At 65.0% G+C, this 22,894-nt stretch carries 24 protein-coding genes; 20 read left to right on the top strand and 4 right to left on the bottom strand.

The window, feature by feature from the left end; all coding sequences use genetic code 11:
- The first annotated feature begins 27 nt into the window (after positions 1 to 27).
- A complete protein-coding gene (ftsB, locus tag U0042_RS26235; protein ID WP_114811478.1) occupies positions 28 to 477 on the top strand; it encodes a cell division protein FtsB in 450 nt (149 codons plus the stop codon).
- 38 nt (positions 478 to 515) lie between these two features.
- Here ftsB and U0042_RS26240 read toward each other — a convergent pair whose 3' ends face one another.
- The 3 genes from U0042_RS26240 to U0042_RS26250 form a co-directional block, all read right to left on the bottom strand.
- A complete protein-coding gene (locus U0042_RS26240) occupies positions 516 to 905 on the bottom strand; it encodes a hypothetical protein (protein ID WP_114811617.1) in 390 nt (129 codons plus the stop codon).
- Between the two features lie 148 nt (positions 906 to 1,053).
- Complete coding sequence (gene hslO / locus U0042_RS26245) at positions 1,054 to 2,004, bottom strand: Hsp33 family molecular chaperone HslO (protein WP_114811479.1); 951 nt, start codon at positions 2,002 to 2,004, stop codon at positions 1,054 to 1,056.
- A gap of 106 nt (positions 2,005 to 2,110) precedes the next feature.
- Positions 2,111 to 2,635, bottom strand: coding sequence for a gamma carbonic anhydrase family protein (locus tag U0042_RS26250; RefSeq protein WP_114811480.1), 525 nt, complete (start codon positions 2,633 to 2,635; stop codon positions 2,111 to 2,113).
- A 310-nt stretch (positions 2,636 to 2,945) separates the two neighbouring features.
- On the opposite strand from U0042_RS26250, the gene U0042_RS26255 reads away from it, so the two are divergent.
- The 10 genes from U0042_RS26255 (at position 2,946) to U0042_RS26300 (ending at position 12,069) form a co-directional block, all read left to right on the top strand.
- A complete protein-coding gene (locus U0042_RS26255; protein ID WP_114811481.1) occupies positions 2,946 to 3,785 on the top strand; it encodes a ferritin-like domain-containing protein in 840 nt (279 codons plus the stop codon).
- Positions 3,786 to 3,903: 118 nt separating this feature from the next.
- A complete protein-coding gene (locus U0042_RS26260; RefSeq protein ID WP_114811482.1) occupies positions 3,904 to 4,788 on the top strand; it encodes an alpha/beta fold hydrolase in 885 nt (294 codons plus the stop codon).
- A 134-nt stretch (positions 4,789 to 4,922) separates the two neighbouring features.
- Complete coding sequence (locus U0042_RS26265) at positions 4,923 to 5,753, top strand: 3',5'-nucleoside bisphosphate phosphatase (RefSeq protein ID WP_114811483.1); 831 nt, start codon at positions 4,923 to 4,925, stop codon at positions 5,751 to 5,753.
- Positions 5,754 to 5,888: 135 nt separating this feature from the next.
- The gene (locus U0042_RS26270; RefSeq protein ID WP_114811484.1) at positions 5,889 to 6,524 is read left to right on the top strand and encodes an L-threonylcarbamoyladenylate synthase; all 636 of its coding nucleotides are present in this window, start codon (positions 5,889 to 5,891) and stop codon (positions 6,522 to 6,524) included.
- 28 nt (positions 6,525 to 6,552) lie between these two features.
- Positions 6,553 to 7,218: a site-2 protease family protein gene (locus U0042_RS26275; protein WP_114811485.1), complete on the top strand. Its 666-nt coding sequence runs from the start codon at positions 6,553 to 6,555 to the stop codon at positions 7,216 to 7,218.
- 4 nt (positions 7,219 to 7,222) lie between these two features.
- Positions 7,223 to 8,425 (top strand): tryptophan--tRNA ligase, encoded by a 1,203-nt coding sequence (locus tag U0042_RS26280; protein WP_026122090.1) that lies wholly within the window; start codon positions 7,223 to 7,225, stop codon positions 8,423 to 8,425.
- Positions 8,426 to 8,449: 24 nt separating this feature from the next.
- Entirely contained in the window at positions 8,450 to 9,058 is a 609-nt protein-coding gene (locus tag U0042_RS26285; protein ID WP_198665329.1) for a class I SAM-dependent methyltransferase, read from the top strand.
- A gap of 44 nt (positions 9,059 to 9,102) precedes the next feature.
- The gene (gene dapA / locus U0042_RS26290) at positions 9,103 to 10,026 is read left to right on the top strand and encodes a 4-hydroxy-tetrahydrodipicolinate synthase (RefSeq protein ID WP_114811487.1); all 924 of its coding nucleotides are present in this window, start codon (positions 9,103 to 9,105) and stop codon (positions 10,024 to 10,026) included.
- 122 nt (positions 10,027 to 10,148) lie between these two features.
- A complete protein-coding gene (bamC, locus tag U0042_RS26295) occupies positions 10,149 to 11,288 on the top strand; it encodes an outer membrane protein assembly factor BamC (RefSeq protein ID WP_114811488.1) in 1,140 nt (379 codons plus the stop codon).
- Between the two features lie 7 nt (positions 11,289 to 11,295).
- The gene (locus tag U0042_RS26300) at positions 11,296 to 12,069 is read left to right on the top strand and encodes an MBL fold metallo-hydrolase (RefSeq protein ID WP_114811489.1); all 774 of its coding nucleotides are present in this window, start codon (positions 11,296 to 11,298) and stop codon (positions 12,067 to 12,069) included.
- Positions 12,070 to 12,161: 92 nt separating this feature from the next.
- Here the strand turns inward: U0042_RS26300 and U0042_RS26305 are convergent, their stop codons facing one another.
- Positions 12,162 to 12,860: a Bax inhibitor-1/YccA family protein gene (locus U0042_RS26305; protein WP_114811490.1), complete on the bottom strand. Its 699-nt coding sequence runs from the start codon at positions 12,858 to 12,860 to the stop codon at positions 12,162 to 12,164.
- 269 nt (positions 12,861 to 13,129) lie between these two features.
- Here U0042_RS26305 and ndk point away from each other — a divergent pair, with 269 nt between their 5' ends.
- The 9 genes from ndk to hfq all read left to right on the top strand — a co-directional run bounded on the left by ndk (position 13,130) and on the right by hfq (position 22,891).
- The gene (ndk, locus tag U0042_RS26310; RefSeq protein WP_114811491.1) at positions 13,130 to 13,555 is read left to right on the top strand and encodes a nucleoside-diphosphate kinase; all 426 of its coding nucleotides are present in this window, start codon (positions 13,130 to 13,132) and stop codon (positions 13,553 to 13,555) included.
- 110 nt (positions 13,556 to 13,665) lie between these two features.
- Entirely contained in the window at positions 13,666 to 14,823 is a 1,158-nt protein-coding gene (rlmN, locus tag U0042_RS26315; RefSeq protein WP_114811618.1) for a 23S rRNA (adenine(2503)-C(2))-methyltransferase RlmN, read from the top strand.
- A gap of 232 nt (positions 14,824 to 15,055) precedes the next feature.
- Positions 15,056 to 16,162 (top strand): helix-turn-helix domain-containing protein, encoded by a 1,107-nt coding sequence (locus tag U0042_RS26320; RefSeq protein ID WP_114811492.1) that lies wholly within the window; start codon positions 15,056 to 15,058, stop codon positions 16,160 to 16,162.
- 88 nt (positions 16,163 to 16,250) lie between these two features.
- A complete protein-coding gene (gene ispG / locus U0042_RS26325) occupies positions 16,251 to 17,564 on the top strand; it encodes a flavodoxin-dependent (E)-4-hydroxy-3-methylbut-2-enyl-diphosphate synthase (protein WP_114811493.1) in 1,314 nt (437 codons plus the stop codon).
- A 20-nt stretch (positions 17,565 to 17,584) separates the two neighbouring features.
- Complete coding sequence (gene hisS, locus U0042_RS26330) at positions 17,585 to 18,925, top strand: histidine--tRNA ligase (protein WP_114811494.1); 1,341 nt, start codon at positions 17,585 to 17,587, stop codon at positions 18,923 to 18,925.
- A gap of 57 nt (positions 18,926 to 18,982) precedes the next feature.
- Positions 18,983 to 19,612: a tetratricopeptide repeat protein gene (locus U0042_RS26335; RefSeq protein WP_114811495.1), complete on the top strand. Its 630-nt coding sequence runs from the start codon at positions 18,983 to 18,985 to the stop codon at positions 19,610 to 19,612.
- A gap of 69 nt (positions 19,613 to 19,681) precedes the next feature.
- Positions 19,682 to 20,827, top strand: coding sequence for an outer membrane protein assembly factor BamB (gene bamB, locus U0042_RS26340; RefSeq protein ID WP_114811496.1), 1,146 nt, complete (start codon positions 19,682 to 19,684; stop codon positions 20,825 to 20,827).
- A 349-nt stretch (positions 20,828 to 21,176) separates the two neighbouring features.
- Positions 21,177 to 22,514, top strand: coding sequence for a ribosome biogenesis GTPase Der (gene der / locus U0042_RS26345; protein WP_114811497.1), 1,338 nt, complete (start codon positions 21,177 to 21,179; stop codon positions 22,512 to 22,514).
- A 140-nt stretch (positions 22,515 to 22,654) separates the two neighbouring features.
- On the top strand, positions 22,655 to 22,891 hold the full coding sequence (gene hfq, locus U0042_RS26350) for an RNA chaperone Hfq (RefSeq protein ID WP_033352116.1): 237 nt from the start codon (positions 22,655 to 22,657) through the stop codon (positions 22,889 to 22,891).
- Positions 22,892 to 22,894: the final 3 nt, after the last annotated feature.

Raw genomic sequence — 22,894 nt, forward strand, 5'->3', positions numbered from 1 at the left:
GGCGACTTGTATTGTCCGGCTCCTTTCATGCGGCTTGTCACTGTCGTTCTGATCATTCTGCTGGTGTTGATCCAGTACCCGCTCTGGTGGGGGCATGGCGGCTGGCTGCGTGTCCATGAACTGCAGCAGCAACTTGCCGAACAGCAGAAGAAAAACGCGGACGAAAAGCTGCGCAACGAGCGCATTGCCGGCGAGGTGCAGGATCTGCGGAGCGGGACGGCCGCCGTGGAGGAACGGGCCCGCTACGAGATGGGCATGGTGAAGGACAGCGAAGTATTCGTACAGTTTGTCTCGCCGAATGCGCCGCTGCCTGCATCAAACAACGTGGCGCCGAATACCTCGACGCGTGGGGAAGTTTCGGCCGCGCCCGTGCGGGTAGTGCCGAACCCCGAGTCCCGCGCGAAGCCGGATAAGAAACACGCGCGCGCCGCAAAGGACGCGCACGGCAAGAACGTCAAGCCGAAAGGTGCCGGCTGAATACCGGCGGCGGTGCCGCCGCCGGCATCGTCACCAGGTCACCAGCCCCATCCCCAGCCGGGATAGCCGTATCCGATTCCCGTCCCCCAGCCGTGCCCCCAACCGCCGCTGTAATAGCTGCCGTAGACCGTCATGGGCGCCGGCGCCGAGTAATAGCGCGACCACGTTTCGGCAGCCTGTTCGGCGGCGATGGCGCGGTTCTGGTCGGCGAGCACCTGCTTGTCGATGGCGTCGTAACGTTGCCGTTCTTCCGGTGTGAGGGCTTGGGCGCCTGTCGGCACGCCGGACTGGTCGGCGGGCAAGCGACTATAGATCGGCGATGGCCCCGGCGGGTCCATCATGCAGCCGCTCAAGGCGACGACTGCAGCGAGCGCCGACACGGCGAAGAGTGTGCGCCGCGCGAGCGAGGCACGGGTGTGAACGTTCATGACGACCTCCATCGGTCGGACGCCTGAACAAGATCACCCCGCGAGGCGCCGCCGTTTAACACTTTCTGTCGCTTCCGCTGTGTGCTCGTGGTCTCCCGATGGAGCGAGCGGAAGCGGCGCGCTTTTGTGCCGGTTCAGTGCAGCAGTTTCAGTGCCGCTGTCCGGTTGCGGGCGCGACTCCTTCTGAGAGGCCGCTCGCGACGAAAAGTTGCGCGACGTCCACCGGGTCGAATTCATACCGCTGGTTACAGAAGTCGCAATGAATTTCGACGTGCCCGCGTTCCTCGATCACGCTATCCACTTCGGGACGGCCTAGCATCTTCAGCATGGCGCCCACTTTTTCGCGCGAGCACGAGCACTCGAAGCGCGCCGGCGCCGGATCGAAATGGCGCACGTTCTCTTGCCAGAAGAGCCGGCGGAACACTGTCTGCGGTTCTTCCTTCAGCAGTTCGTCCTGCGAGAGCGTATTGCCGAGCGTACACACGCGTTCCCACGTATCGGCGTCGAGTTCGCCGGGGTGCGGCACGATCCCGCCGTCGCCAGGCAGTTTCTGCAGCAGCATGCCCACCGCGCGTTCGGTGTTCGCGGCGAGCCACAGACGCGTGTCCAGTTGCTCGGAGTGATGCATGTAGTGCTCGAGCACGGCCGCGATGGACTGCAACGGACCGTCTTCGCCGTTGAGCGGCACGATGCCCTGATACGGCTGCTGTCCCGGCACCTTGTTGTGCGGATCCAGCGTGATCACGCAACGGCCGTTGCCGCCGATGTTCACGAGATCGACGAGGCTTGCCTCCTCGCCGATCGCGTTCGCCGAGGCGTCGCCGTAGCGCGCCGTGGCGCGCATCGACAGTTCCGAATTGCACTGCACGACCAGCATCTTGACGGGGCCGTCGCCGAAAATCTGCATGATCAGCGTGCCGTCGAACTTGAGGTTCGCGCACAGCAGCGCGCACGCGGCCATCATTTCGCCGAGCACGGTCTGCACAGGCGCGGGGTAGGAACGGCGCGTCAGCACTTCCTGCCACGTATTGCGCAGCGAGACGATCTCGCCGCGCACCGGGGCCGTACTGAACATGAATTTCTGCAACTGATCGCTCACAATATTTCCTTCACTGAATTGCCCGGCGTCGCGCTGCTACGCGTCACGCCGCTGTCTTGCCTCGTTCCGTGCCGGTTCCTTGCGGTACGACGCGCGGGATGCGGCGTTAGCCGATCCGCACGAGATTCGCCTTGAACCAGGCGCGGCGTTCTGCATAGTTTTCTGCGTTGCGGCGCAGCTTCGCGACGTCCTCCTCCGTCAGCTCGCGCACGACCTTGGCGGGAGCGCCGAGGATGAGCGAGTTGTCGGGGAACACCTTGCCTTCCGTCACCACGGCTCCGGCGCCAACCAGACAGTTGCGGCCGATCACCGCGCCATTCAAGACCACCGCCTGAATACCGATCAGCGCGCCTTCCTTGATCGTGCAGCCGTGCAGCATGGCCTGGTGGCCGACCGTCACGCCGGCTTCGATCGACAGCGGATAGCCGGGATCGGTATGCAGCACGGCGCCTTCCTGAACGTTGCTGCCGCGGCCGATCGTGATCGGCTCGTTGTCGCCGCGGATGGCCGCGCCGAACCAGACGCTCGAATTTTCGTCCAGCGTGACCTTGCCGATGACGGTCGCCGTGTCCGCGACGAACACGCTTTCGTGGATGGTCGGGGCGGCGTCGCCAAGCTTGTAGATTGCCACGGTGAACTGTCTCCTTCAGATGGGATGGGTGTGTCACTGCCCGCACGCGCGGGGCGCCGCATAGTCAATCCCGTATTGTAAATGGATGCGTGAAGAGCCCGTCTGGCACAATGCCGCCGTGCGCCGCTGCGCCTGCCTTCAGTCTCGTTGCCGTATGAATTCCTCCCGTTCCGACTCGTCTTTCCCGGCTGCCGCTGCGGCCAGCCGTAGCCCGGAAGCCGCTTCGTCGGCTGTCTCCGGCTCCGGCCCTCACGCCAATGAGCAGCGTGATCCCGCTCGCTCGACCGCCGCACCAGCTTGCGGCTCCGCTGTGCTTCAGGTCCCGTGCGCTCGCGCCATTGCGCTCAGCGTGCTGGCCGAGCGCGATCCGGTGACGAAGGCCCGCGCAGCGAGCGCGCTATACGAAAGCGTGCTTGCCGGTGTGACCGAAATCGACCCGGCTCGAACGTTCGAGGAACCGGTCGCGCTGCCGGGCCGGCCCGCGCGGCCCGAACTGGTCGAGCCGCGACGGCTGCAGCGACGCAGCATGCGCACCGTAGCGGGACGGGCGGCGCTGCTGCACGCGCTCGCGCATATCGAGTTCAACGCCATCAATCTCGCGCTCGATGCCGTCTGGCGCTTCGCCGGCATGCCCGAGCCCTTTTATCGCGACTGGCTGAAGGTGGCCGCTGAAGAGGCGCACCATTTCTCGCTGCTCGCCGCGCGGCTGGCCGACTTCGGTACCGCCTACGGCGACTTTCCGGCTCACGATGGCCTGTGGGAAATGTGCGAGCGCACGCGCGACGACGTGCTGGCCCGCATGGCGCTCGTGCCGCGCACGCTGGAGGCTCGCGGCCTCGACGCCTCGCCGCCGATTCGCGCGCGGCTTGTGCAGGCCGGCGACGACGCCTCGGCCGCCATCCTCGACGTGATCCTGCATGACGAAGTGGGGCACGTGCTGATCGGCAACCATTGGTTCAGGCATGTGTGCGCGGGGCGCGGTCTCGATCCGCACGGGACGTGGCTCGCGCTCGCGGAACGCTACAAGGCGCCGCGCCTGCGCGGTCCGTTCAATTTCGAGGCGCGGCGCGAGGCCGGATTCGACGAGACGGAACTGGCGGCACTGACCAAACTTTCCTCTGGCGAAGACCCAGTTGCTGGGGATGCCTAAAGAACGCCGGCTGGTAACCCGCGCCGCAGCACATCGAGTCCACTCAAGCACGGCGCCCGGCGCCTGCTCCTGGCTGCCACTATAATCGAACGATCATTCTTTTTTGCGGCAGGCGCACATGAATACTCCCCAGTCCGATTTCGTCACCGTCCGCGGCGTTCGCTTGCACACCTTGCGCTGGGGCCGCCCGGACGCGCCGACGCTCTTCATGTTGCACGGCTGGATGGACGTCGCCGCGTCGTTCCAGTTCGTCGTCGATGCGCTGGGCGGCGACTGGCAGGTCATCGCGCCGGACGCCCGCGGGTTCGGTCTGTCGGACTGGCCCGTGGCGGAGCGCGGCGGCGGTACTTACTGGTTCCAGGAGTATCTCGCCGACCTTGATGCGTTGCTCGACCGCTACGCGCCCCAAGGGCAGGTGAACCTCGTCGGGCACAGCATGGGCGCGAACGTGGTGTGCCTGTACGCGGGCGTACGACCGGAACGCGTGCGGCGCGTGGTGGATCTGGAAGGCTTCGGGCTTGCGCCGGCCCACGCCGCGCAGTCGCCCGGACGGCTGCGCGCCTGGCTCGACGACCTGCGCGAGCCGCCCGCGCTGCGCCGCTACGCGTCTCTCGACGATGTTGCGGCACGCCTCATCAAGACCAATCCGCGACTCGATCCGGCGCGTGCGCGTTTCCTCGCGCGCCATTGGTCGAAGCCGGACGGCGAGGGTGGCTACATGCTGCTCGCCGATCCCGCGCACAAACTGCGCGGGCCGCTGCTGTACCGGCTCGACGAGGTCATGGCGGTGTGGTCGAAGGTCGCCGCGAAGGTGCTTCATGTGGAGGCCGCCGCTTCGCCCACGCTCGCGCAACTGGCAGGCGACATTCCGCTCGACGAATTCAAGGCGCGCTTTCGCGCGTTTGCCGACTGGCGCGAAAAGATCATCGACGACGCCGGTCATATGGTTCATCACGACCAGCCCGAACAGGTGGCCGCGCTGATCGAAGCGTTCTGCGCGTGAACCCGGCAACACGAGTTTGTGCGCATAAGGATTGCTTCCAGATCGAGGCGGCGGGCTGCGCGGCGCAGCCCGCCTTGCCCGAACCGCGCGTACTGCATTGCAGTAGAATGATTGCTTAACTTTTTCCACTGCCAATGAACGCTGATCTGCACTGCCATTCGACCGTTTCAGACGGCCAGCTCGCGCCCGCCGTCGTGGCGCAGCGCGCGCACGAGGGCGGTGTCACGCTGTGGTCGCTCACCGATCACGACGAGGTGGGCGGTCAGACGCAGGCGCGCGAAGCCGCCGCCGCGCTCGGCATGCGGTATCTGTGCGGTGTGGAGATTTCAGTCACCTGGGCGTCGCGCACGGTGCACGTCGTGGGGCTCAACATCGATCCGGAGAACGAGGAACTGGTGGCGGGACTCGCGCGCACCCGGAACGGACGCGCGGCGCGAGCCGAGGCCATTGCAGAGCGGCTCGCCGAACTCGGCATCCCGGAGGCCTACACGGGCGCACTCGAATACGTCTCGAATCCCGATCTGATTTCGCGTACCCATTTCGCGCGTTTCATGGTCGAGAAAGGCTACGCCGCTTCGACGCAGGACGCCTTTACCCGCTTTCTCGGCGACGGCAAACCCGGCTACGTACCGCATCGGTGGGCCAGACTGCAGGACGCCGTTCAGTGGATCAAGGGCGCGGGCGGCGAGGCCGTCATCGCCCACCCGGGCCGCTACGCCTATTCGCCGCTGGAGTTCGGCGCGCTCTTCGGCGAGTTCATCGACCTGGGCGGCAAGGCGATCGAAGTGGTAACCGGCAGCCATACGCCCGACCAGTACGCCGAGTACGCCACGGTGGCGCGTCGTTATGGTTTCGAAGCGTCGCGCGGCTCGGACTTCCACGCGCCGGGACCGGACAGCGTCGAGCTCGGCAGCTTGCCGCCGTTGCCCGACTATCTGACGCCGGTCTGGGACCGCTGGCTGTGATGGCGCGCCGCGAACGGCCCGCCCGTTCGTCCGTCTTTCTTGCCTGTCTTCATCCGGCTCTCGCTCATCCGTCCGGCCGGCGTCGGCCGACACGGTCGATGAGCGTCCCGCAGCGGATTTCCTGAACTCCGACTCATGTCCCAATACTTCCGGCTTCACCCCGACAACCCGCAACCGCGGCTCGTCAAGCAGGCGGTGCAGATCATCAACGACGGCGGCCTCGTCGCGCTGCCCACGGATTCGAGCTACGCGCTCGCCTGCCATCTCGACGACAAGCAGGCGGTGGAGCGGCTACGGCGCATTCGCGGGCTCGACGAACGCCAACTGCTTTCGCTGCTCGTGCGCGATCTCTCGGAACTCGCGAACTTCGCCATGGTGGACAACCGCCAGTACAGGCTGATCAAGTCGGTCACGCCGGGGCCGTATGTGTTCGTGCTGCAGGCGACGAAGGAAGTGCCGCGGCGGCTCTCGCATCCGTCGCGCAAGACCATCGGCCTGCGCGTTCCCGATCACGCCATCACGCTCGCGATCCTCGAAGAGCTTGGTCAGCCGCTCATCGGCTCCACGCTGATCGTGCCGCCCGATACCGTGCCGCTCAACGACCCCGAGGAAATCCGCGTGCGGCTCGAAAAACAGATCGACCTTGTGATAGACGGCGGCGCGTGTCCGTGCGAACCGTCGACGGTGATCGATCTGACGGGCGAAACGCCAGTGCTCGTGCGCGCCGGCCGCGGCAGTCTCGCGCCGTTCGGGCTCGAAGAAACGGCATGAGCGCGCTGCCCGGATACAATAGCCCGCTATGGATTCTTCCTTGATACAGACCATCGTCGTCTACGCGCTGCCCGTCATCTTCGCCATCACGCTGCATGAGGCGGCACACGGCTACGTCGCGCGCCTCCTGGGCGACAACACCGCTTACATGATGGGCCGCGTGTCGTTCAACCCGATGCGGCACATCGATCCGCTCGGCACCATCGCGATTCCGCTCGTCTTGTATTTCCTCACCAGCGGCGCGTTCATGTTCGGCTATGCCAAGCCGGTGCCCGTCACGTTCCGTAATCTGCGCGATCCGCGCTGGGGTAGCCTGTGGGTCGCGCTCGCGGGACCCGCGTGCAACTTCGTCCAGGCGCTCATCTGGGGCGTGTTCGGCGTTGTGCTTGCGGTGCTCGCCGTTGACGAGCCGTTCTTCACGCGCATGGCCGCGGCCGGCGTGGGCGTCAATCTCGTGCTCGGCGTGCTGAACCTGTTTCCGCTGCCGCCGCTCGACGGCGGGCGCGTCCTCGCCGCACTGCTGCCCGCGCGCCAGTCGATTGCGCTTTCCCGCCTCGAGCCTTACGGCTTTTTTATCGTGATGGCGCTCGTGGTTACCGGCGTGCTGACGAGGTTCTGGCTCCAGCCGCTCGTCTCGCTCGGCTACGACGCGATCACCGCGATTCTGACTCCCCTTGTCTCGCTCTTTTCATAACACCATGTTCCCAGACCGTATCTTCTCCGGCATGCGACCCACGGGGTCGCTGCACCTCGGCCACTACCACGGCGTGCTGAAAAACTGGGTTCGGCTGCAGTCCGAGTACCCATGCTTCTTCTGCGTGGTCGACTGGCACGCGCTCACTACGCACTACGAAACGCCGGAGGTGATCGAGGGGAACGTCTGGGAAGTGCTGATCGACTGGCTCGCCTCGGGCATCGATCCGGCCCAGGCCACGCTCTTCATCCAGAGCCGGGTGCCCGAACACGCCGAACTCGCGCTGCTGCTCGGCATGAGCACGCCGCTCGGCTGGCTCGAACGCGTGCCGACGTACAAGGAGCAGATGGAAAAGCTCAAGGACAAGGACCTCTCGACCTACGGCTTTCTCGGCTACCCGGTGCTGATGGCGGCAGACATTCTGCTGTACCGCGCGTCGCTCGTGCCGGTGGGCGAGGACCAGGTGCCGCACGTCGAGATGACGCGCGAGATCGCGCGGCGCTTCAACTACATGTACGGCCGCGAGCCGGGCTTCGAGGAAAAGGCACTGGAGGCGGCGAAGAAGCTCGGCGGCAAGCGCGCCAAGCTCTATCACGAGCTGCGCAACGCATACCAGCAGGAAGGCGACGACGAGGCACTCGAACAGGCGCGCGCGATGCTGCAGGAGTCGCAAAGTCTTTCGATGAACGACCGTGAGCGGCTGTTCGGCTATCTGGAAGGCGCACGCAAGATCATCCTGCCCGAGCCGCAGGCGCTCCTCACCGAAGCGTCGCGCATGCCGGGGCTGGACGGCCAGAAGATGTCGAAGTCGTACGGCAACACCATCGGCTTGCGCGAAGACGCCGAGACCATCACGAAGAAAGTGCGCACCATGCCGACCGACCCGGCGCGCGTGCGCCGCACCGACCCAGGCGATCCGGACAAGTGCCCCGTCTGGCAACTGCATCAGGTCTACACGGACGAGACCACGCACGAATGGGTGCAGAAGGGCTGCCGTTCGGCGGGCATCGGGTGCCTGGAGTGCAAGCAGCCGGTGATCGAAGGCATTCTGCGGGAGCAGCAGCCGATGCTCGAGCGTGCGCAGAAGTACATGGACGACCCGTCGCTGCTGCGAGCAATCGTCGCCGACGGCTGCGACAAGGCCCGCAAGTTCGCCACCGAGACGATGCGCGACGTCCGCGAGGCCATGGGTCTCGCGTACAGCTGATCGATGGGCTCGACGTCGTGTGGGATGAACCCCGGCGCGTCCGCTGAGGGCGCCGTGGTCGCGATACCCGAGCCGTCGCGCTGGGTGCGCCGCTGGGCGCATCTCGTGACCCCCGGCGGCACGGTGCTCGACGTCGCCTGCGGCAGCGGACGGCACGCGCGCTGGTTCGCGTCGCGCGGGTACCCTGTCGTGGCCATCGACCGTGATCCGGCCGCACTCGCCGCCATGCGGCACGAAGCCGGCATCGTGACCGTGCAGGCGGACATCGAAGGCGGTCCCTGGCCGCTCGACGACGGCCGCAAGTTCGCCGCCGTGGTCGTCACGAACTATCTGCACCGACCGCTCTTCGGCCGATTGCTGGATGCGCTCGCGCCGGGCGGCGTGCTGATCTACGAAACCTTCGCGCAGAGCAACGAGACGGTGGGCAAGCCGTCGAATCCCGCGTTTCTGCTCGCGCCGGGCGAACTGCTCGACGTGGTGCGACCGCAGCTACGCGTGGTCGCTTTTCAGGACGGTTTTCTCGCCACACCCAAGGAGGCGTTCGTGCAGCGCGTCTGCGCAGTTCTGGTGCCGGAACGGCACGCGGACTCCGCGGAATCCTTACCTCCCGCTCGTTACGATCTGGCTGGCTAATCCGTTACAATCCCGGTTTATCCGATTAATTTGACTGGCGTTTCATGGCTAACGGCACTCAGGACGGCATCATTTTCCGCGGCAGCATCCCCGCGATCGTCACCCCCATGCACGAAGACGGCAGCCTCGATCTGCCGGCGTTCCGCAAACTGATCGACTGGCACGTGGACGAGGGCACGGATGCGCTGGTGGTAGTGGGGACAAGCGGCGAGTCCGCCACGCTGTCGGTCGAAGAACACATCCTGATGGTCAAGACCGCGGTGGAGCACACGGCGGGCCGCATTCCCGTGATCGCGGGCTCGGGCGGCAATTCGACCGCCGAGGCCATCGAGTTGACCGAGCGGGCCAAGGCCGTGGGGGCCGACGCTACGCTGCAGGTGGTGCCGTACTACAACAAGCCCACGCAGGAGGGCATCTATCGCCATTTTCGCAAGATCGCCGAGACGGTCGACCTGCCGGTCATCCTGTACAACGTGCCGGGGCGTACGGTGGCCGATATGTCCAACGAGACGATCCTGCGTCTTGCCGACGTGCCGGGCATCGTCGGCGTGAAGGACGCGACGGGCAATATCGACCGCGCGGCGCATCTCATCAAGGCGGCGCCGGCCGGCTTCTCGATTTTCAGCGGCGACGACCCCACCGCGATCGCGCTCATGCTGCTGGGTGGCCACGGCAACATTTCCGTCACGGCCAACGTGGCGCCGCGCGCCATGAGCGACCTGTGCAAGGCCGCGCTCAACTGCGACGTCAAGACGGCACGCGCCATCCACCTGAAGTTGCTTTCGCTGCACAAGAACCTGTTCATCGAATCGAATCCGATTCCGGTGAAGTGGGCACTCCAGGCGCTGGGGCGCATCGAAGGCGGCATCCGGCTGCCGCTGACGCCGCTCGACGCCCGCTATCACGAGATCGTGCGCGCTGCGCTGCGTGAGGCGGGACTGTCCGGCGTGTCCGGCGCATTGGCCTGAGGCAGGCCGCGCGAAGCCCAGGTTGCGTGGTATTCCTCACCCGGCATTCCCCTAAACGACGTCGACACCGCTCTCGTTCCGTATCGAGCAAGGCACCGCGTTCCAGCATCACGAAGGACCCCATGAAACGTTCCGCATTTTCTTTGAACGCAGCCCGCATGGCGGCGCTGGCGCTCGCCCTTGGTTCGCTCGCCGGTTGCGAGTCGCTGAACGACTGGTTCGCGTCCGATCGCGTCAACTACAAAGACACACCGAGCGCACCCGCGCTCAACGTACCGAAGGACCTGTCGGCCGCACAGCAGGATCAACGTTACATCGCGCCGCCTGCGAGCCTTGCGCTCGGCGGCGCGCCGCAACGTGCCGTGACCGCGGCGGGCAACGCCACCGAAGGCACGCCGAATGCGCAAGACCCGCTCGGCATGCACGTGGAGCGCGACGGCGATCGCCGCTGGCTGGTGGTGGACGGGCGCACGCCCGAACAGCTGTGGCCGCAGCTCCAGGCGTTCTGGCAGGAGAACGGTTTTACGCTGACCACCGACGCGCCGGCCACCGGCATCATGTCGACAGACTGGGCTGAAAACCGCGCGAACATTCCCGACGACTGGTTCCGCCGCACGATTGGCCGCGTGATCGACTTCGCGTATTCGTCTGGTACGCGCGACCGTTTCCGCACGCTCGTATCGCGCGGACCGAACGGCACGACCGACATCTCCATCACGCACAGCGCGATGGAGGAAGTACTGACGGGGCAGGACAAGACCTCGTCGCGATGGGTGGAGCGCCCGCGGGATCCGGCGCTGGAAGCCTCGTTCCTCTCGAAGCTGATGCAGAAGTTCGGCTTGACCGACGCGCAGTCGAAGCAACTGCTGACGGACGCCCGCACGAACACGGCGCCGGCGCAGATCGACAAGAGCGCGGGCGCCGCGACGCTCGATCTGGCCGAGTCGTTCGACCGCGCCTGGCTGCGCGTCGGCCTGGCGCTCGACCGCACTAACTTCACCGTGGACAACCGCGATCGCGCGAAGGGCATTTACTACGTGCGCTACGCGGATTCGATGGAAGAACTCAAGGGCGACGGCCTTCTCGGCAAGCTGTTCTACAGCGGCTCGAAGTCGAGGAAGCCCGGCCAGGAGTTCATGGTCAACGTGCGGGCCAAAGGCGACGCACTGACGCAAGTGGCCGTGTTGGATGCCAACGGCCAGGTCGATACGTCGTCGGAAGCGCAGCGCATCGTGTCGCTGCTCCACGCGCAGCTCAACTAAGCCCGCCGTGCGCTTCGCCAGTCTTGGCAGCGGCAGCGAGGGCAATGCACTGATCGTCGAGGCGTCGAGCGGCGCGACCGCGACCCGCGTGCTGCTCGATTGCGGTTTTTCCGCGCGCGAGATGGAGCGCCGCCTCGCGCGGGCCGGCTTCGAGGCCGGCCAGCTTGACGCCATCCTCACCACTCACGAACACAGTGACCACATCGGCAGTGCACTGACGCTCGCCCGCAAGTGGTCGATTCCGCTCTACATGAGTTGGGGGACGGCACGCGCAGTAGGTGCCGACGAGGCCGATGTCGAACTCAACGTGTTATGGGGCGACGAGGCGGTGGCGATCGGCGACGTGCACGTGTTGGCTTACACCGTTCCCCACGACGCTCGCGAGCCGTTGCAGTTCGTGTTCTCGGACGGCGCCAGCCGGCTTGGCGTGCTGACCGACGTCGGCACGTCGACGCCACACATCGGCACCGTATTAAGCGGCTGCGACGCGCTCGTGCTGGAGTGCAATCACGATTTGCAGATGCTGGCCGCGAGTCGCTATCCGCCTTCGCTGAAGGCTCGTATCGGCGGTGCCCATGGGCATTTGAACAACGAGGCGGCAGCGGGCATCCTCGCCTCGCTCGACCGTTCCAGGCTTCGCTACCTCGTCGCCGCGCATCTGAGCCAGGAGAACAATACGGCGGAGCTGGCCCGCGCCGCGATGGCGACGGTGCTGGGCAATGCCGCAACCGAAATTGCCATCGCCACGCAAGCCGAGGGGTTTGGCTGGCTGACCCTGTGAGCGTCGCCCGCGCGATCCTGGTCGGTTGAACCGCAAAACGAAAGGCCCATGACCTACCCGGTCATGGGCCTTTTCATTGCCGCTGAAGTTTCTTAATTGCGGTTGCCGCCGAAGATGCCTAGCAGCGCCAGCAGGTTCGTGAAGACGTTATAGAGATCCAGGTAGATCGCGAGCGTGGCGGTGATGTAATTCGTTTCGCCGCCATTCACGACACGCTGAACGTCGAACAGCATGTACGCGGAGAAGATCACGATAGCCAGCACGGACACCGTCAGCATGAGCGCAGGCAGATGCAGGAACATGTTCGCGATGCCTGCGAGCAGGATCACGATGACGCCCATGAAGAGCCACTTGCCGAGCCCCGAAAAGTCGCGCTTGCTGACCGTGGCGATGGTCGCCATGGCCGTAAAGATCACACCGGTGCCACCAAACGCGAGCATGATCAGCGACGGCCCGTTGGAAAAGCCCAGGATGAAGGCGAGCAGCCGCGACAGCATCAGGCCCATGAAGAAAGTGAAGCCTAGCAGCACGAACACGCCGGCGGCGCTGTTCTTGGTGCGCTCGATGGCGAACATGAAACCGAAGGCGATCGCGAAGAAGGCGAGCAGGCTCATGGCGGGGCTCGTGGCCGCGAACAGCGAGAAGCCGGTCGCCACGCCCACCCACGCGCCCAGCACGGTGGGCACCATCGACAGCGCAAGGAGCCAGTAGGTGTTGCGCAGTACGCGGTTGCGGGTCTCGGCCGCTACAACCGTACCGCTGCGGCCGAAGTTGTAGGGATAGTCGTTCATGGTTTCTCCTTGCGTCAGACGCAAATGTTGCGCGGTGGTCCCGGTGAAAGGGTGGCAGCGGGTTTTGTGCGCCGCACGCCACGTCACATTCCTAAGATAAGCGCGGCGCCCCGGAGTTTCAACGCATTGCCCGGATGCTGCGCTTCTCTTCGGATTAAATCCGTTGGATCCTTTCTGCGGTGTAAGGGTTCAATCGCAATCATACATTGGAACATGCTACAATTGCAGATTCGTTTGGATTTGTAACCTCTTAATTTTCTGGAGTTTTTATGGCGATCGAACGCACCCTGTCGATTATCAAGCCGGACGCAGTGGCCAAGAACGTGATCGGCCAGATCTACAGCCGCTTTGAAAATGCCGGCCTGAAGATCGTCGCTGCCCGTATGGTCCAACTGTCGCGCGCCGACGCTGAGAAATTCTACGCCGTGCACGCCGGCCGCCCCTTCTTCAAGGACCTCGTCGACTTCATGGTGTCCGGTCCCGTGATGGTGCAGGCGCTGGAAGGCGAAAACGCTATCGCGAAGAACCGCGAGCTGATGGGTGCCACGGACCCGAAGAAGGCCGAGAAGGGCACGATCCGTGCGGACTTTGCCGACAGCATCGACGCCAATGCCGTCCACGGTTCCGATGCCGCCGAAACGGCGAGCGTGGAAATCGCGTTTTTCTTCCCGGAAGTCAACGTCTACTCGCGCTAAGCTTGTAAACGTTCACCGGCAGCAATACGGTCGCGAGCGGCGTGGTCTTCGGGCGGCACGGCAAGGGTGCCGCCGGAATTCCGCCTCGCACTGAAATGGCAGGATTCGACATGACGAGCAGTTCAACCGTCAACCTTCTCGATCTCGACGCCCAGGGCCTCGTCGCATACTGCGAGCGCCTCGGCGAGAAGCCGTTTCGCGCCAAACAGCTTCAACGCTGGATTCACCAGTACAACGCTGCCGACTTCGACGGCATGACGGACCTCGCCAAATCGTTGCGCGAGAAGCTGAAAGGCCGCGCCGTCATCAGCATGCCGCACATTCTGTCGGACCATGTTTCGGCCGATGGTACGAGAAAGTGGCTGATCGATGTCGGTAGCGGCAATGCCGTGGAAACCGTGTATATCCCGGAAGAGACGCGCGGCACGCTGTGCGTGTCGTCGCAGGCGGGGTGTGCGGTGAACTGCCGGTTCTGTTCCACCGGCAAGCAGGGCTTTTCCCGTAATCTCACAACGGGCGAGATCATTGGCCAGTTGCGCATGGCCGAGTTCGCGCTGCGCGCCTCGCGAGGCGCCGAAGCAGGCGGCCGGGCCGTGGGGGGCCAAGGCAAGGGTGAACGCGTCGTCACCAACGTCGTCATGATGGGCATGGGTGAACCCTTGCTCAATTACGACGCAGTCGTGCCGGCCATGCGGCTGATGCTCGACGACAACGCCTACGGGCTGTCGCGCCGCCGCGTCACGCTGTCGACCTCGGGTGTGGTGCCCATGATGGACCGACTCGGCGCCGATCTGCCGGTCGCGCTCGCAGTGTCGCTCCACGCACCGAACGACCCCCTGCGTGACGAACTCGTGCCGCTCAACCGAAAGTACCCGTTGCGCGAGTTGATGGCTGCATGCGAGCGCTACCTGAAAGTTGCGCCGCGCGATTTCATTACGTTCGAATACTGCATGCTCGAAGGCGTCAACGACACGGAAGCCCATGCGCGCGAATTGCTGGCCGTGACGCGCGACGTACCGTGCAAGTTCAACCTGATTCCGTTCAATCCGTTCCCCGAATCCGGGCTGATCCGCTCGAAGCCGGAACAGATCAAGCGATTCGCTCAGGTGCTGATGGATGCGGGCGTCGTGACCACCGTGCGCAAGACGCGCGGCGACGATATCGACGCCGCCTGCGGCCAGCTCGCGGGCGCGGTGAAGGACCGTACGCGGCTTGCGGAGCGCACCGGCCGCGGTGCAGGGAAGGTGATCGAGGTGCGGGCGGTTTGACGGCAGAGGTAAAAGGCGCGGCGACGAATGGCGTCGCGGTTGCTGGTGTAGTCGGCCCGCGGGGAACGGGCCGGAAAGTAGGTGGAAAGCGAGCGGCGCGTCGTACACGACACGTCGCGATACGTTGCAGTTGCGATCGGATGCGGCACACCGGCCGCGCATTTTGTTATAAACGGTCTGCACATCCGGTACCGCCGGATGGCATAAACAAGAATCGACGCAAGGATTTGGGATGAGCGAGCCGCAGCAGCCATACGGGTCAGACAGGAACATGGCGCGTCCGCTACCAGGCGCGACGCCGGAGCCCGCTCCCGCGCAGGCTGCGGCGCAGCCGGTACCTGATTCTCTCGCAGCCCTCGGAGCCAGACTCGCGCAACTGCGCGAATCGAAGGGTTGGACCATCGACGACGTGTCGTCCCGGCTCAAGGTCTCCGCCGCCAAGCTGCGTGCGCTGGAGGCCGGCGACATCAGCCAGTTGCCCGACACGACTTTCGCGCTCGGCGTCGTGCGCAGCTACGCGAAGATGCTGGGCGCCGATCCGGCACCGTTCACCCAGGCACTGCGGCGCGAAAAGGGTGTGCCCCAGCCCGATCTCAGCATGCCTGCGTCGGCGGGCGCCGACCTGCCGCGTGGGCGCGTGTCGCTGTCCCTCGGCGGCAACCAGTCGCGCCACCGTTCGTGGCTTTGGGGCATCGCGGCCTTGGTCGTCGCGGTGATTGCGCTTGCGATGTGGCACAACAACGGCGGCGAGTCGTCCGCCTGGCTGGCACGGTTGAAGGCGAGCGCCAACGGCGCGACGGCAGCGGGCCCGCAGGCCGCGTCCGCTACAGTCGCGCAAGGCGAGACGGCCGGCGCGCAGCAGGCGTCCGGCGCGGAGGCGGCAGCGGCGGCGTCGAACGATCAGGCGGCCGCAGCCGGCAGCGACGCGCAGGTCGAGCAGGCCCCGGCTGGCGCATCTGCGGCCCAGCCTGCGGTCGCCTCTCCGGGCGCCGCCGCGAGCGCGGCGGCAAACGCCGCGGTAGCACAGACGGCAAGCGCTCCCGCCGTCGCCCCGGCATCAGGCGCGTCCGCGGCGGCGTCCTCGGTAGCCGGGCAGTCCACCGTCGCCGTGCGCGTGACGCAGGACAGCTGGTTCAGCGTCCGGCAGAAAGACGGCAAGGAAGTGTTTTCCGGTATCGTTCGCGCTGGCGAGTCGCGCGAGATCGCCGGCGAGCCGCCGCTGAAGGTGACCATCGGCAACAAGGCCGGTCTTGAGTCGATCACGCTCGACGGGCAGCCGGTCGATCCGGCCAAATATGCAGCGGCGCGGGGCAATGTGGCACGCTTCGTCCTGCCCTGATCCTGTCAAGGCATGCGCCGCGGTCGCTCGTACCGCGACGCCTTTTCAATTCGCGCGTCCCGTCTGTTGCGGGGCGCGTGCGGCGTAAATGGGTCTTTTGATGCAATCCGAACCGCAAGTCCAATCCTGCAGCCAGATTTCGTCGTCGGAACCGATCGTGGGCGGCCACGCGGCGCGCCGTAAATCGCAAGCCGTGCACGTGCGCTGGGGCGGCCAGCTCGTGACGATCGGCGGCGATGCGCCGGTGCGCGTGCAGTCGATGACGAATACCGACACCGCCGATGCCATCGGCACTGCCATCCAGATCAAGGAACTCGCCCAAGCAGGTTCCGAACTCGTGCGCATCACGGTCAACACGCCGGAAGCGGCGGCGGCCGTGCCGGCCATCCGGGAGCAGCTCGACCGCATGGGCGTGACCGTGCCGCTCGTCGGCGACTTCCATTACAACGGCCATCTGCTGCTGCGCGATTACCCCGGCTGTGCCGAAGCGCTGTCGAAGTACCGCATCAACCCGGGCAACGTGGGGCAGGGCGCCAAGCGCGACACCCAGTTCGCCCAGATGATCGAAGCGGCCATCAAGTATGACAAGCCGGTGCGCATCGGCGTGAACTGGGGCAGTCTCGACCAGGATCTGCTCGCGCGGATGATGGACGAGAACGGCGCGCGGGCCGAGCCGTGGGACGCGCAGAGCGTGATGTACGAGGCGCTGATCCGCTCTGCGATCGGGTCGGCCGAACGCGCGGTGGAACTCGGCCTCGGCCGCGACCGCATCGTGCTGTCGTGCAAGGTGAGCGGCGTGCAGGATCTGATCGCCGTATACCAGCAACTCGCGCGCCGCTGCGATTTCGCGCTGCACCTCGGGCTCACCGAGGCGGGCATGGGTTCGAAGGGCATCGTCGCCTCCACGGCTGCGCTCTCGGTGCTGTTGCAGCAGGGCATCGGCGACACGATCCGTATTTCGCTCACGCCGGAGCCGGGCGCGTCGCGCACGGGCGAAGTGGTGGTCGGTCAGGAGATCCTGCAGACGATGGGCCTGCGCTCGTTTACGCCGATGGTGATCGCATGCCCGGGCTGCGGTCGTACCACCAGCACGCTGTTCCAGGAACTGGCCTCGCAGATCCAGACGTACCTGCGCACGCAGATGCCGGTCTGGCGCGACAAGTACCCCGGCGTCGAAGAGATGCACGTGGCCGTGATGGGTTGCATCGTGAACGGGCCGGGCGAATCGAAGCACGCGAACATCGGCATCAGCCTGCCGGGTTCGGGCGAGAACCCGGCCGCGCCGGTGTTCATCGACGGCGAGAAGGTCAAGACGCTGCGCGGCGAGAACATCGCGCAGGAGTTCCAGCAGATCGTGAGCGATTACGTCGAGCGCACTTACGGTGCCGCCGCGCTCAACTGAATAACCGTCGACGCAGACAGATGACTGAACAGAAAAGAAAGCTCGAAAAGCTGGCTGGTGTGAAAGGCATGAACGACGTCCTGCCGCAGGACGCCGGTTTGTGGGAGTTTTTTGAATCGACCGTGAAGTCGATGCTCCGTTCGTACGGATACCAGAACATCCGCACGCCGATCGTCGAGCATACGCAGCTCTTCACGCGTGGTATCGGCGAAGTGACCGACATCGTCGAAAAAGAGATGTACAGCTTCACCGACGCGCTCAACGGCGAGAACCTCACGCTGCGCCCCGAAAACACAGCCGCGGTCGTACGTTCGGCGATCGAGCACAACCTGCTGTACGACGGTCCGAAGCGGCTGTGGTACATCGGGCCGATGTTCCGCCACGAACGTCCGCAGCGTGGCCGCTACCGGCAGTTTCATCAGGTCGGTATCGAAGCGCTGGGCTTCGCCGGTCCCGATGCCGACGCCGAAATCATCCTCATGTGCCAGCGGCTGTGGGATGACCTGGGCCTCACGGGCATTCGCCTGGAACTCAACTCGCTGGGCCTCGCGCATGAGCGTGCCGCGCATCGCGTCGAACTGATCGCTTACCTCGAACAACACAAGGACGCGCTCGACGAAGACGCGAAGCGGCGCCTCTATACGAATCCGCTGCGCGTGCTGGACACGAAGAATCCGGCGCTGCAGGAAATCGCGCAGAACGCGCCGAAGCTGATCGACTTTCTCGGCGAGGAATCGCGCGCGCACTTCGACGGACTGCAGCGCATCCTCAAGGCGAACAACATTCCGTTCACGATCAATCCGCGGCTCGTGCGTGGACTCGATTATTACAACCTCACGGTGTTCGAGTGGATCACGGACAAGCTGGGCGCCCAGGGCACGGTTGCCGCGGGTGGCCGCTACGATCCGCTGATCGAGCAACTGGGCGGCAAGCCCACCGGCGCGTGCGGGTGGGCGATGGGCGTCGAGCGCATTCTCGAGCTCCTCAAAGAAGAGGAGCTCGTGCCTGAAGACGAAGGCTGCGACGTCTACGTCGTACATCAGGGCGAAGCGGCGCGCGAGCAGGCGTTCGTCATCGCGGAGCGTCTGCGTGATACGGGTCTCGACGTCATCCTTCATTGCAGCGCCGACGGCCAGTCCGCGAGCTTCAAGTCGCAGATGAAACGGGCGGATGCGAGCGGTGCCGCGTTCGCTGTGATCCTCGGCGAAGACGAGATCGCGAACGGTACGGCCGGCGTCAAAGCGCTGCGTGCCGGGGCTCAGCAAGACGGTAAGGGTGAGCAGCAAACGGTGCCGGTCGAAGACTTGACCGAATTTCTAATCGGTGCCATGGTTGCAACCGCCGAAGACGGCGAGGACTGATCGCGGGATGGCGCGACAACAAAAGCACGTACGCAATAAAGAGGAAATCGCTTCGCGATGAGTTATCACGACGAACAGGAATCGATCGAAAGCCTGAAGGCATGGTGGGCGCAATGGGGTAATGCGACCACGTGGGTGGTGCTGGTGGTGCTTCTCGCCGCTGCGGCCTGGAACGGCTGGAATTTCTGGCAGCGTCGTCAGGCGGCTCAAGCAGCCGTGCTGTACGACCAGGTGCAGCAGGCGGTGCAGTCGGGCGACAAGGCGACGGTCAGCCGCGTTGCGTCCGACATGGAAGACCGGTACGGCAGCACCGCCTATGCGCAGATGACGGCGCTCGAAGCCGCCAAGGCGCTTTACACGGCAGGTGACACCGCGGGCGCGAAGGCGCAACTGCAGTGGACTGCCGACCATGCGAAGGACGACGAATTCCGCCAGATCGCGAAGCTGCGCCTTGCGTCGCTGCTGCTCGACGAGAAAGCCTACGATCAAGGCCTCGCGCTGCTCGCAACACCCGAATCCGACGCATTCAAGGGCGTGGTGGCCGATGGTCGGGGCGACCTGCTCGCTGCCGCCGGCAAGCGCGATGAAGCGCGGGCGGCGTACAAGCTCGCGCTGGACTCTCTGCCGCAGAGCGATACGTCGTCGCGTCAGCTGATCCAGTTCAAGCTGGATGCGCTTGGCGGCTGAGTCCGCCACACGAGAGCGGCGGTCAGAACCGCTTCATTTGATTAATTTCCATACATGTTTCGTCCACCGATGAATCTGCTGAAACGATACGCTGTGCCCGTTGCCTGCGCGATGACTGTCCTCACGATGGCGGCCTGCTCATCGACGAAAGACGAGCGCCGCGTGCCCACGCCGCTCACGGAATTCAAGCCCGTGCTCGAGGTGCAACAGGCGTGGAAGGCAAGCGTCGGCAAGGGCGGACGTTACCTCTTCTCGCCGGTTGCGGTGGGCGACGCGGTCTACGCCGCGGGCACGAATGGCTCGGTTGCCAAGTTCGACGCCAAGACCGGCAAGGAAGTGTGGCGCACCAAGCTGGATAGCGACCTGTCGGCCGGCGTAGGCAGTGACGGCACGCTGACGGCCGTGGGCGCGCTGAAAGGTCAAGTCTATGTGCTCGGGGCGGACGGCAAGCTGCTCTGGAAGGCGACCGCGCCGGGCGAAATCATTTCGCCGCCGCTCGTGGGCAACGGCTTCGTGGTCGTGCGTACCGTCGACGGTCAGATCACCGCGTTCAACGCCGAAACGGGCGAGCAGAAGTGGGTGTATCGCAATCGCGCCGTGCCGCTCAACCTGCGCGTGTCGGCCGGCATGACGTTCGCGGGTAACGCCGCAGTACTGGCGGGCTTCCCGGGCGGCACGTTCGCGGCCATCAACCTGCAGACGGGCGACGCCTTCTGGGAAACGCCGGTTTCGTATCCGAAGGGCGTGACGGAAGTCGAACGAATCAACGACGTGACGGGCGCGCCGACGCTCGTGGGCGCAGCGACGTGTGCCGTGACGTTCCAGGGTCAGCTGGGCTGCTTCGATGCGAACTCCGGCCGCCCGATCTGGGAAAAGCCGTTCTCCAGCACGAGCGGTATCGCGCAGGACGACCGCGTGGTGGTGGGCGGCGACGACTGGTCGGTGGTGGACGCGTTCGACGCGTCGAGCGGCGCGCTGCTGTGGCGTAGCGACAAGCTCAAGAACCGCGATGTCAGCGTGCCGTACCTGCTCGGCCATGCGGCTGTGGTGGGCGACTACCAGGGGTATGTGCACTTCCTGTCGCGCGACGACGGCAGTCTGATCGCGCGCGTGAAGACCGACGGCAGCCCCATCACGGCGGCGCCGGTTCTCGCCGGCGACACGCTCGTCGTGCAGACGCACGACGGCGACCTGTACGGGTTCCGTCCGCGCTGATTCCTGGGTCCTATGCCTTGCGGCCGCCCGCAAGACACGTCTCTCCTCGTTGAGCCGCAGGCCGGTGAGGGCTGGCTTGGAAAGAGGGGCGAACAGTATCGAAAGGACGGTCGCGCGTCGCCCCTTGGCGCCCCGACGTAAGCGGCGGCTTGCCGAAATGCGAACATGCGGGCCGGTATCATGCCGGCCCGACCTGTTTTTCGTACCGCGCTATCGGCGCCGTGCGGGCAATGCCCGATCGCGCCCGGATCGTGATAATTTGCATCAAGCGCAGCCGCGCGGCTGCGCAGCGTGACCTTGCCGTGCCGGCTCGGCGGCCGGTGCAGCGCTTCACCGTGAACGACATCAGATGAAACCCGTAATCGCCCTCGTTGGGCGCCCCAATGTGGGGAAATCCACCCTGTTCAACCGGCTTACGCGTTCGCGCGACGCGCTCGTCGCGGACCTGCCGGGTCTCACGCGCGACCGCCACTACGGCGAGGGGCGGGCGGGCGATCGACCCTATCTCGTCGTGGACACGGGCGGCTTCGAGCCGGTCGCGAAGGACGGCATCCTCCACGAGATGGCCCGGCAAACGCGCCAGGCGGTGGAAGAGGCCGACGTCGTCGTGTTCATCGTGGACGGCCGCAACGGTCTCGCGCCCCAGGACAAGAACATCGCGGACTATCTGCGCAAGACCGGGCGGCCGATCTTCCTCGTCATCAACAAGGCCGAGGGCATGAAGTACAGCGCGGTAGCCGCTGACTTCTACGAACTGGGTCTCGGCGACCCGCGCGCCATCTCCGCGGCGCATGGCGACGGCGTCACGGAAATGATCAATGAGGCGCTCGCCGTCGCGTACGCCGGGTACCCCGAAGAGACCGAAGAGGAGAAGGAAGCGCACGGCGTGAAGATCGCGATCGTCGGGCGTCCGAATGTGGGCAAGTCCACGCTCGTCAACACGCTGATCGGCGAAGACCGCGTGATTGCGTTCGACATGCCGGGCACCACGCGCGATTCGATTTATGTCGACTTCGAGCGGCAGGGCAAGCAGTACACGCTCATCGATACCGCTGGCCTGCGCCGTCGCGGCAAGGTGTTCGAGGCCATCGAAAAGTTTTCGGTGGTGAAGACACTGCAGTCCATCGCCGACGCCAACGTCGTGATCCTGCTGCTCGACGCGCGCCAGGACATCTCCGACCAGGACGCGCACATCGCGGGCTTCGTCGTGGAGCAGGGCCGTGCGCTCGTGGTGGGCGTGAACAAGTGGGATGGGCTCGACGAGCATGTGCGAGAGCGTACGAAGCACACCTTGCAGCGCAAGCTAAAATTTCTCGAGTTCGCGAAATTTCACTTCATTTCGGCTACCGAGAATTTCGGCATCGGCGCATTAATGCGTTCGGTGGATGCAGCCTATGCCGCCGCGATGTCGAAGCTGCCCACGCCGAAACTCACGCGCGCGCTCATCGACGCCGTGGAGTTCCAGCAGCCGCGCCGACGCGGCCCGGTGCGTCCGAAGCTGCGCTACGCGCACCAGGGGGGGCAGAACCCGCCCATCATCGTAATTCACGGCAATGCGCTGGACGCGGTCACCGACACGTACAAGCGTTACCTCGAAAATCGCTTCCGGGAAACTTTCGCGCTTACCGGGACTCCATTGCGCATAGAGTTCCGCTCGTCCAGGAACCCGTACGCCGACAAAGGCTGAGACCCATGTGTGGCACGGGTTTGGCCGGATGGCCAGGACTCGCGCCGAAACGAAAATCGGCTATAGTGTAGCGATTGGCGGCGAATTTCTTTTTCTTCGCCGACAATCTGGACAACCTGCAAAAAAATACGGAGTTTGCTATGAGCAACAAAGGGCAATTGTTACAAGACCCGTTTTTGAACGCACTGCGTAAAGAGCATGTGCCGGTTTCGATCTATCTCGTCAACGGCATCAAGCTTCAAGGGAACATCGAATCGTTCGACCAGTACGTTGTGTTGCTCCGGAACACGGTGACCCAGATGGTGTACAAGCATGCCATCTCGACGGTCGTGCCTGCACGCCCCGTGAATTTCCACCCGGATACCGAATCCACCTGATCC

The organism is Paraburkholderia kururiensis (assembly GCF_034424375.1).
Lineage (GTDB): Bacteria > Pseudomonadota > Gammaproteobacteria > Burkholderiales > Burkholderiaceae > Paraburkholderia > Paraburkholderia kururiensis_A.

Bases quoted from the DNA above. Each gene is read 5' to 3' on its own strand.
- U0042_RS26285 (WP_198665329.1), top strand. From the start codon at position 8,450: ATGAACCCCGGCGCGTCCGCTGAGGGCGCCGTGGTCGCGATACCCGAG.
- U0042_RS26320 (WP_114811492.1), top strand. From the start codon at position 15,056: ATGAGCGAGCCGCAGCAGCCATACGGGTCAGACAGGAACATGGCGCGT.
- U0042_RS26335 (WP_114811495.1), top strand. From the start codon at position 18,983: ATGAGTTATCACGACGAACAGGAATCGATCGAAAGCCTGAAGGCATGG.
- bamC (WP_114811488.1), top strand. From the start codon at position 10,149: ATGAAACGTTCCGCATTTTCTTTGAACGCAGCCCGCATGGCGGCGCTG.
- U0042_RS26240 (WP_114811617.1), bottom strand. From the start codon at position 905: ATGAACGTTCACACCCGTGCCTCGCTCGCGCGGCGCACACTCTTCGCC.
- U0042_RS26270 (WP_114811484.1), top strand. From the start codon at position 5,889: ATGTCCCAATACTTCCGGCTTCACCCCGACAACCCGCAACCGCGGCTC.
- ndk (WP_114811491.1), top strand. From the start codon at position 13,130: ATGGCGATCGAACGCACCCTGTCGATTATCAAGCCGGACGCAGTGGCC.
- hfq (WP_033352116.1), top strand. From the start codon at position 22,655: ATGAGCAACAAAGGGCAATTGTTACAAGACCCGTTTTTGAACGCACTG.
- ftsB (WP_114811478.1), top strand. From the start codon at position 28: ATGCGGCTTGTCACTGTCGTTCTGATCATTCTGCTGGTGTTGATCCAG.
- hisS (WP_114811494.1), top strand. From the start codon at position 17,585: ATGACTGAACAGAAAAGAAAGCTCGAAAAGCTGGCTGGTGTGAAAGGC.
- dapA (WP_114811487.1), top strand. From the start codon at position 9,103: ATGGCTAACGGCACTCAGGACGGCATCATTTTCCGCGGCAGCATCCCC.
- ispG (WP_114811493.1), top strand. From the start codon at position 16,251: ATGGGTCTTTTGATGCAATCCGAACCGCAAGTCCAATCCTGCAGCCAG.
- der (WP_114811497.1), top strand. From the start codon at position 21,177: ATGAAACCCGTAATCGCCCTCGTTGGGCGCCCCAATGTGGGGAAATCC.
- bamB (WP_114811496.1), top strand. From the start codon at position 19,682: ATGAATCTGCTGAAACGATACGCTGTGCCCGTTGCCTGCGCGATGACT.
- U0042_RS26280 (WP_026122090.1), top strand. From the start codon at position 7,223: ATGTTCCCAGACCGTATCTTCTCCGGCATGCGACCCACGGGGTCGCTG.
- U0042_RS26305 (WP_114811490.1), bottom strand. From the start codon at position 12,860: ATGAACGACTATCCCTACAACTTCGGCCGCAGCGGTACGGTTGTAGCG.
- U0042_RS26275 (WP_114811485.1), top strand. From the start codon at position 6,553: ATGGATTCTTCCTTGATACAGACCATCGTCGTCTACGCGCTGCCCGTC.
- U0042_RS26265 (WP_114811483.1), top strand. From the start codon at position 4,923: ATGAACGCTGATCTGCACTGCCATTCGACCGTTTCAGACGGCCAGCTC.
- rlmN (WP_114811618.1), top strand. From the start codon at position 13,666: ATGACGAGCAGTTCAACCGTCAACCTTCTCGATCTCGACGCCCAGGGC.
- U0042_RS26260 (WP_114811482.1), top strand. From the start codon at position 3,904: ATGAATACTCCCCAGTCCGATTTCGTCACCGTCCGCGGCGTTCGCTTG.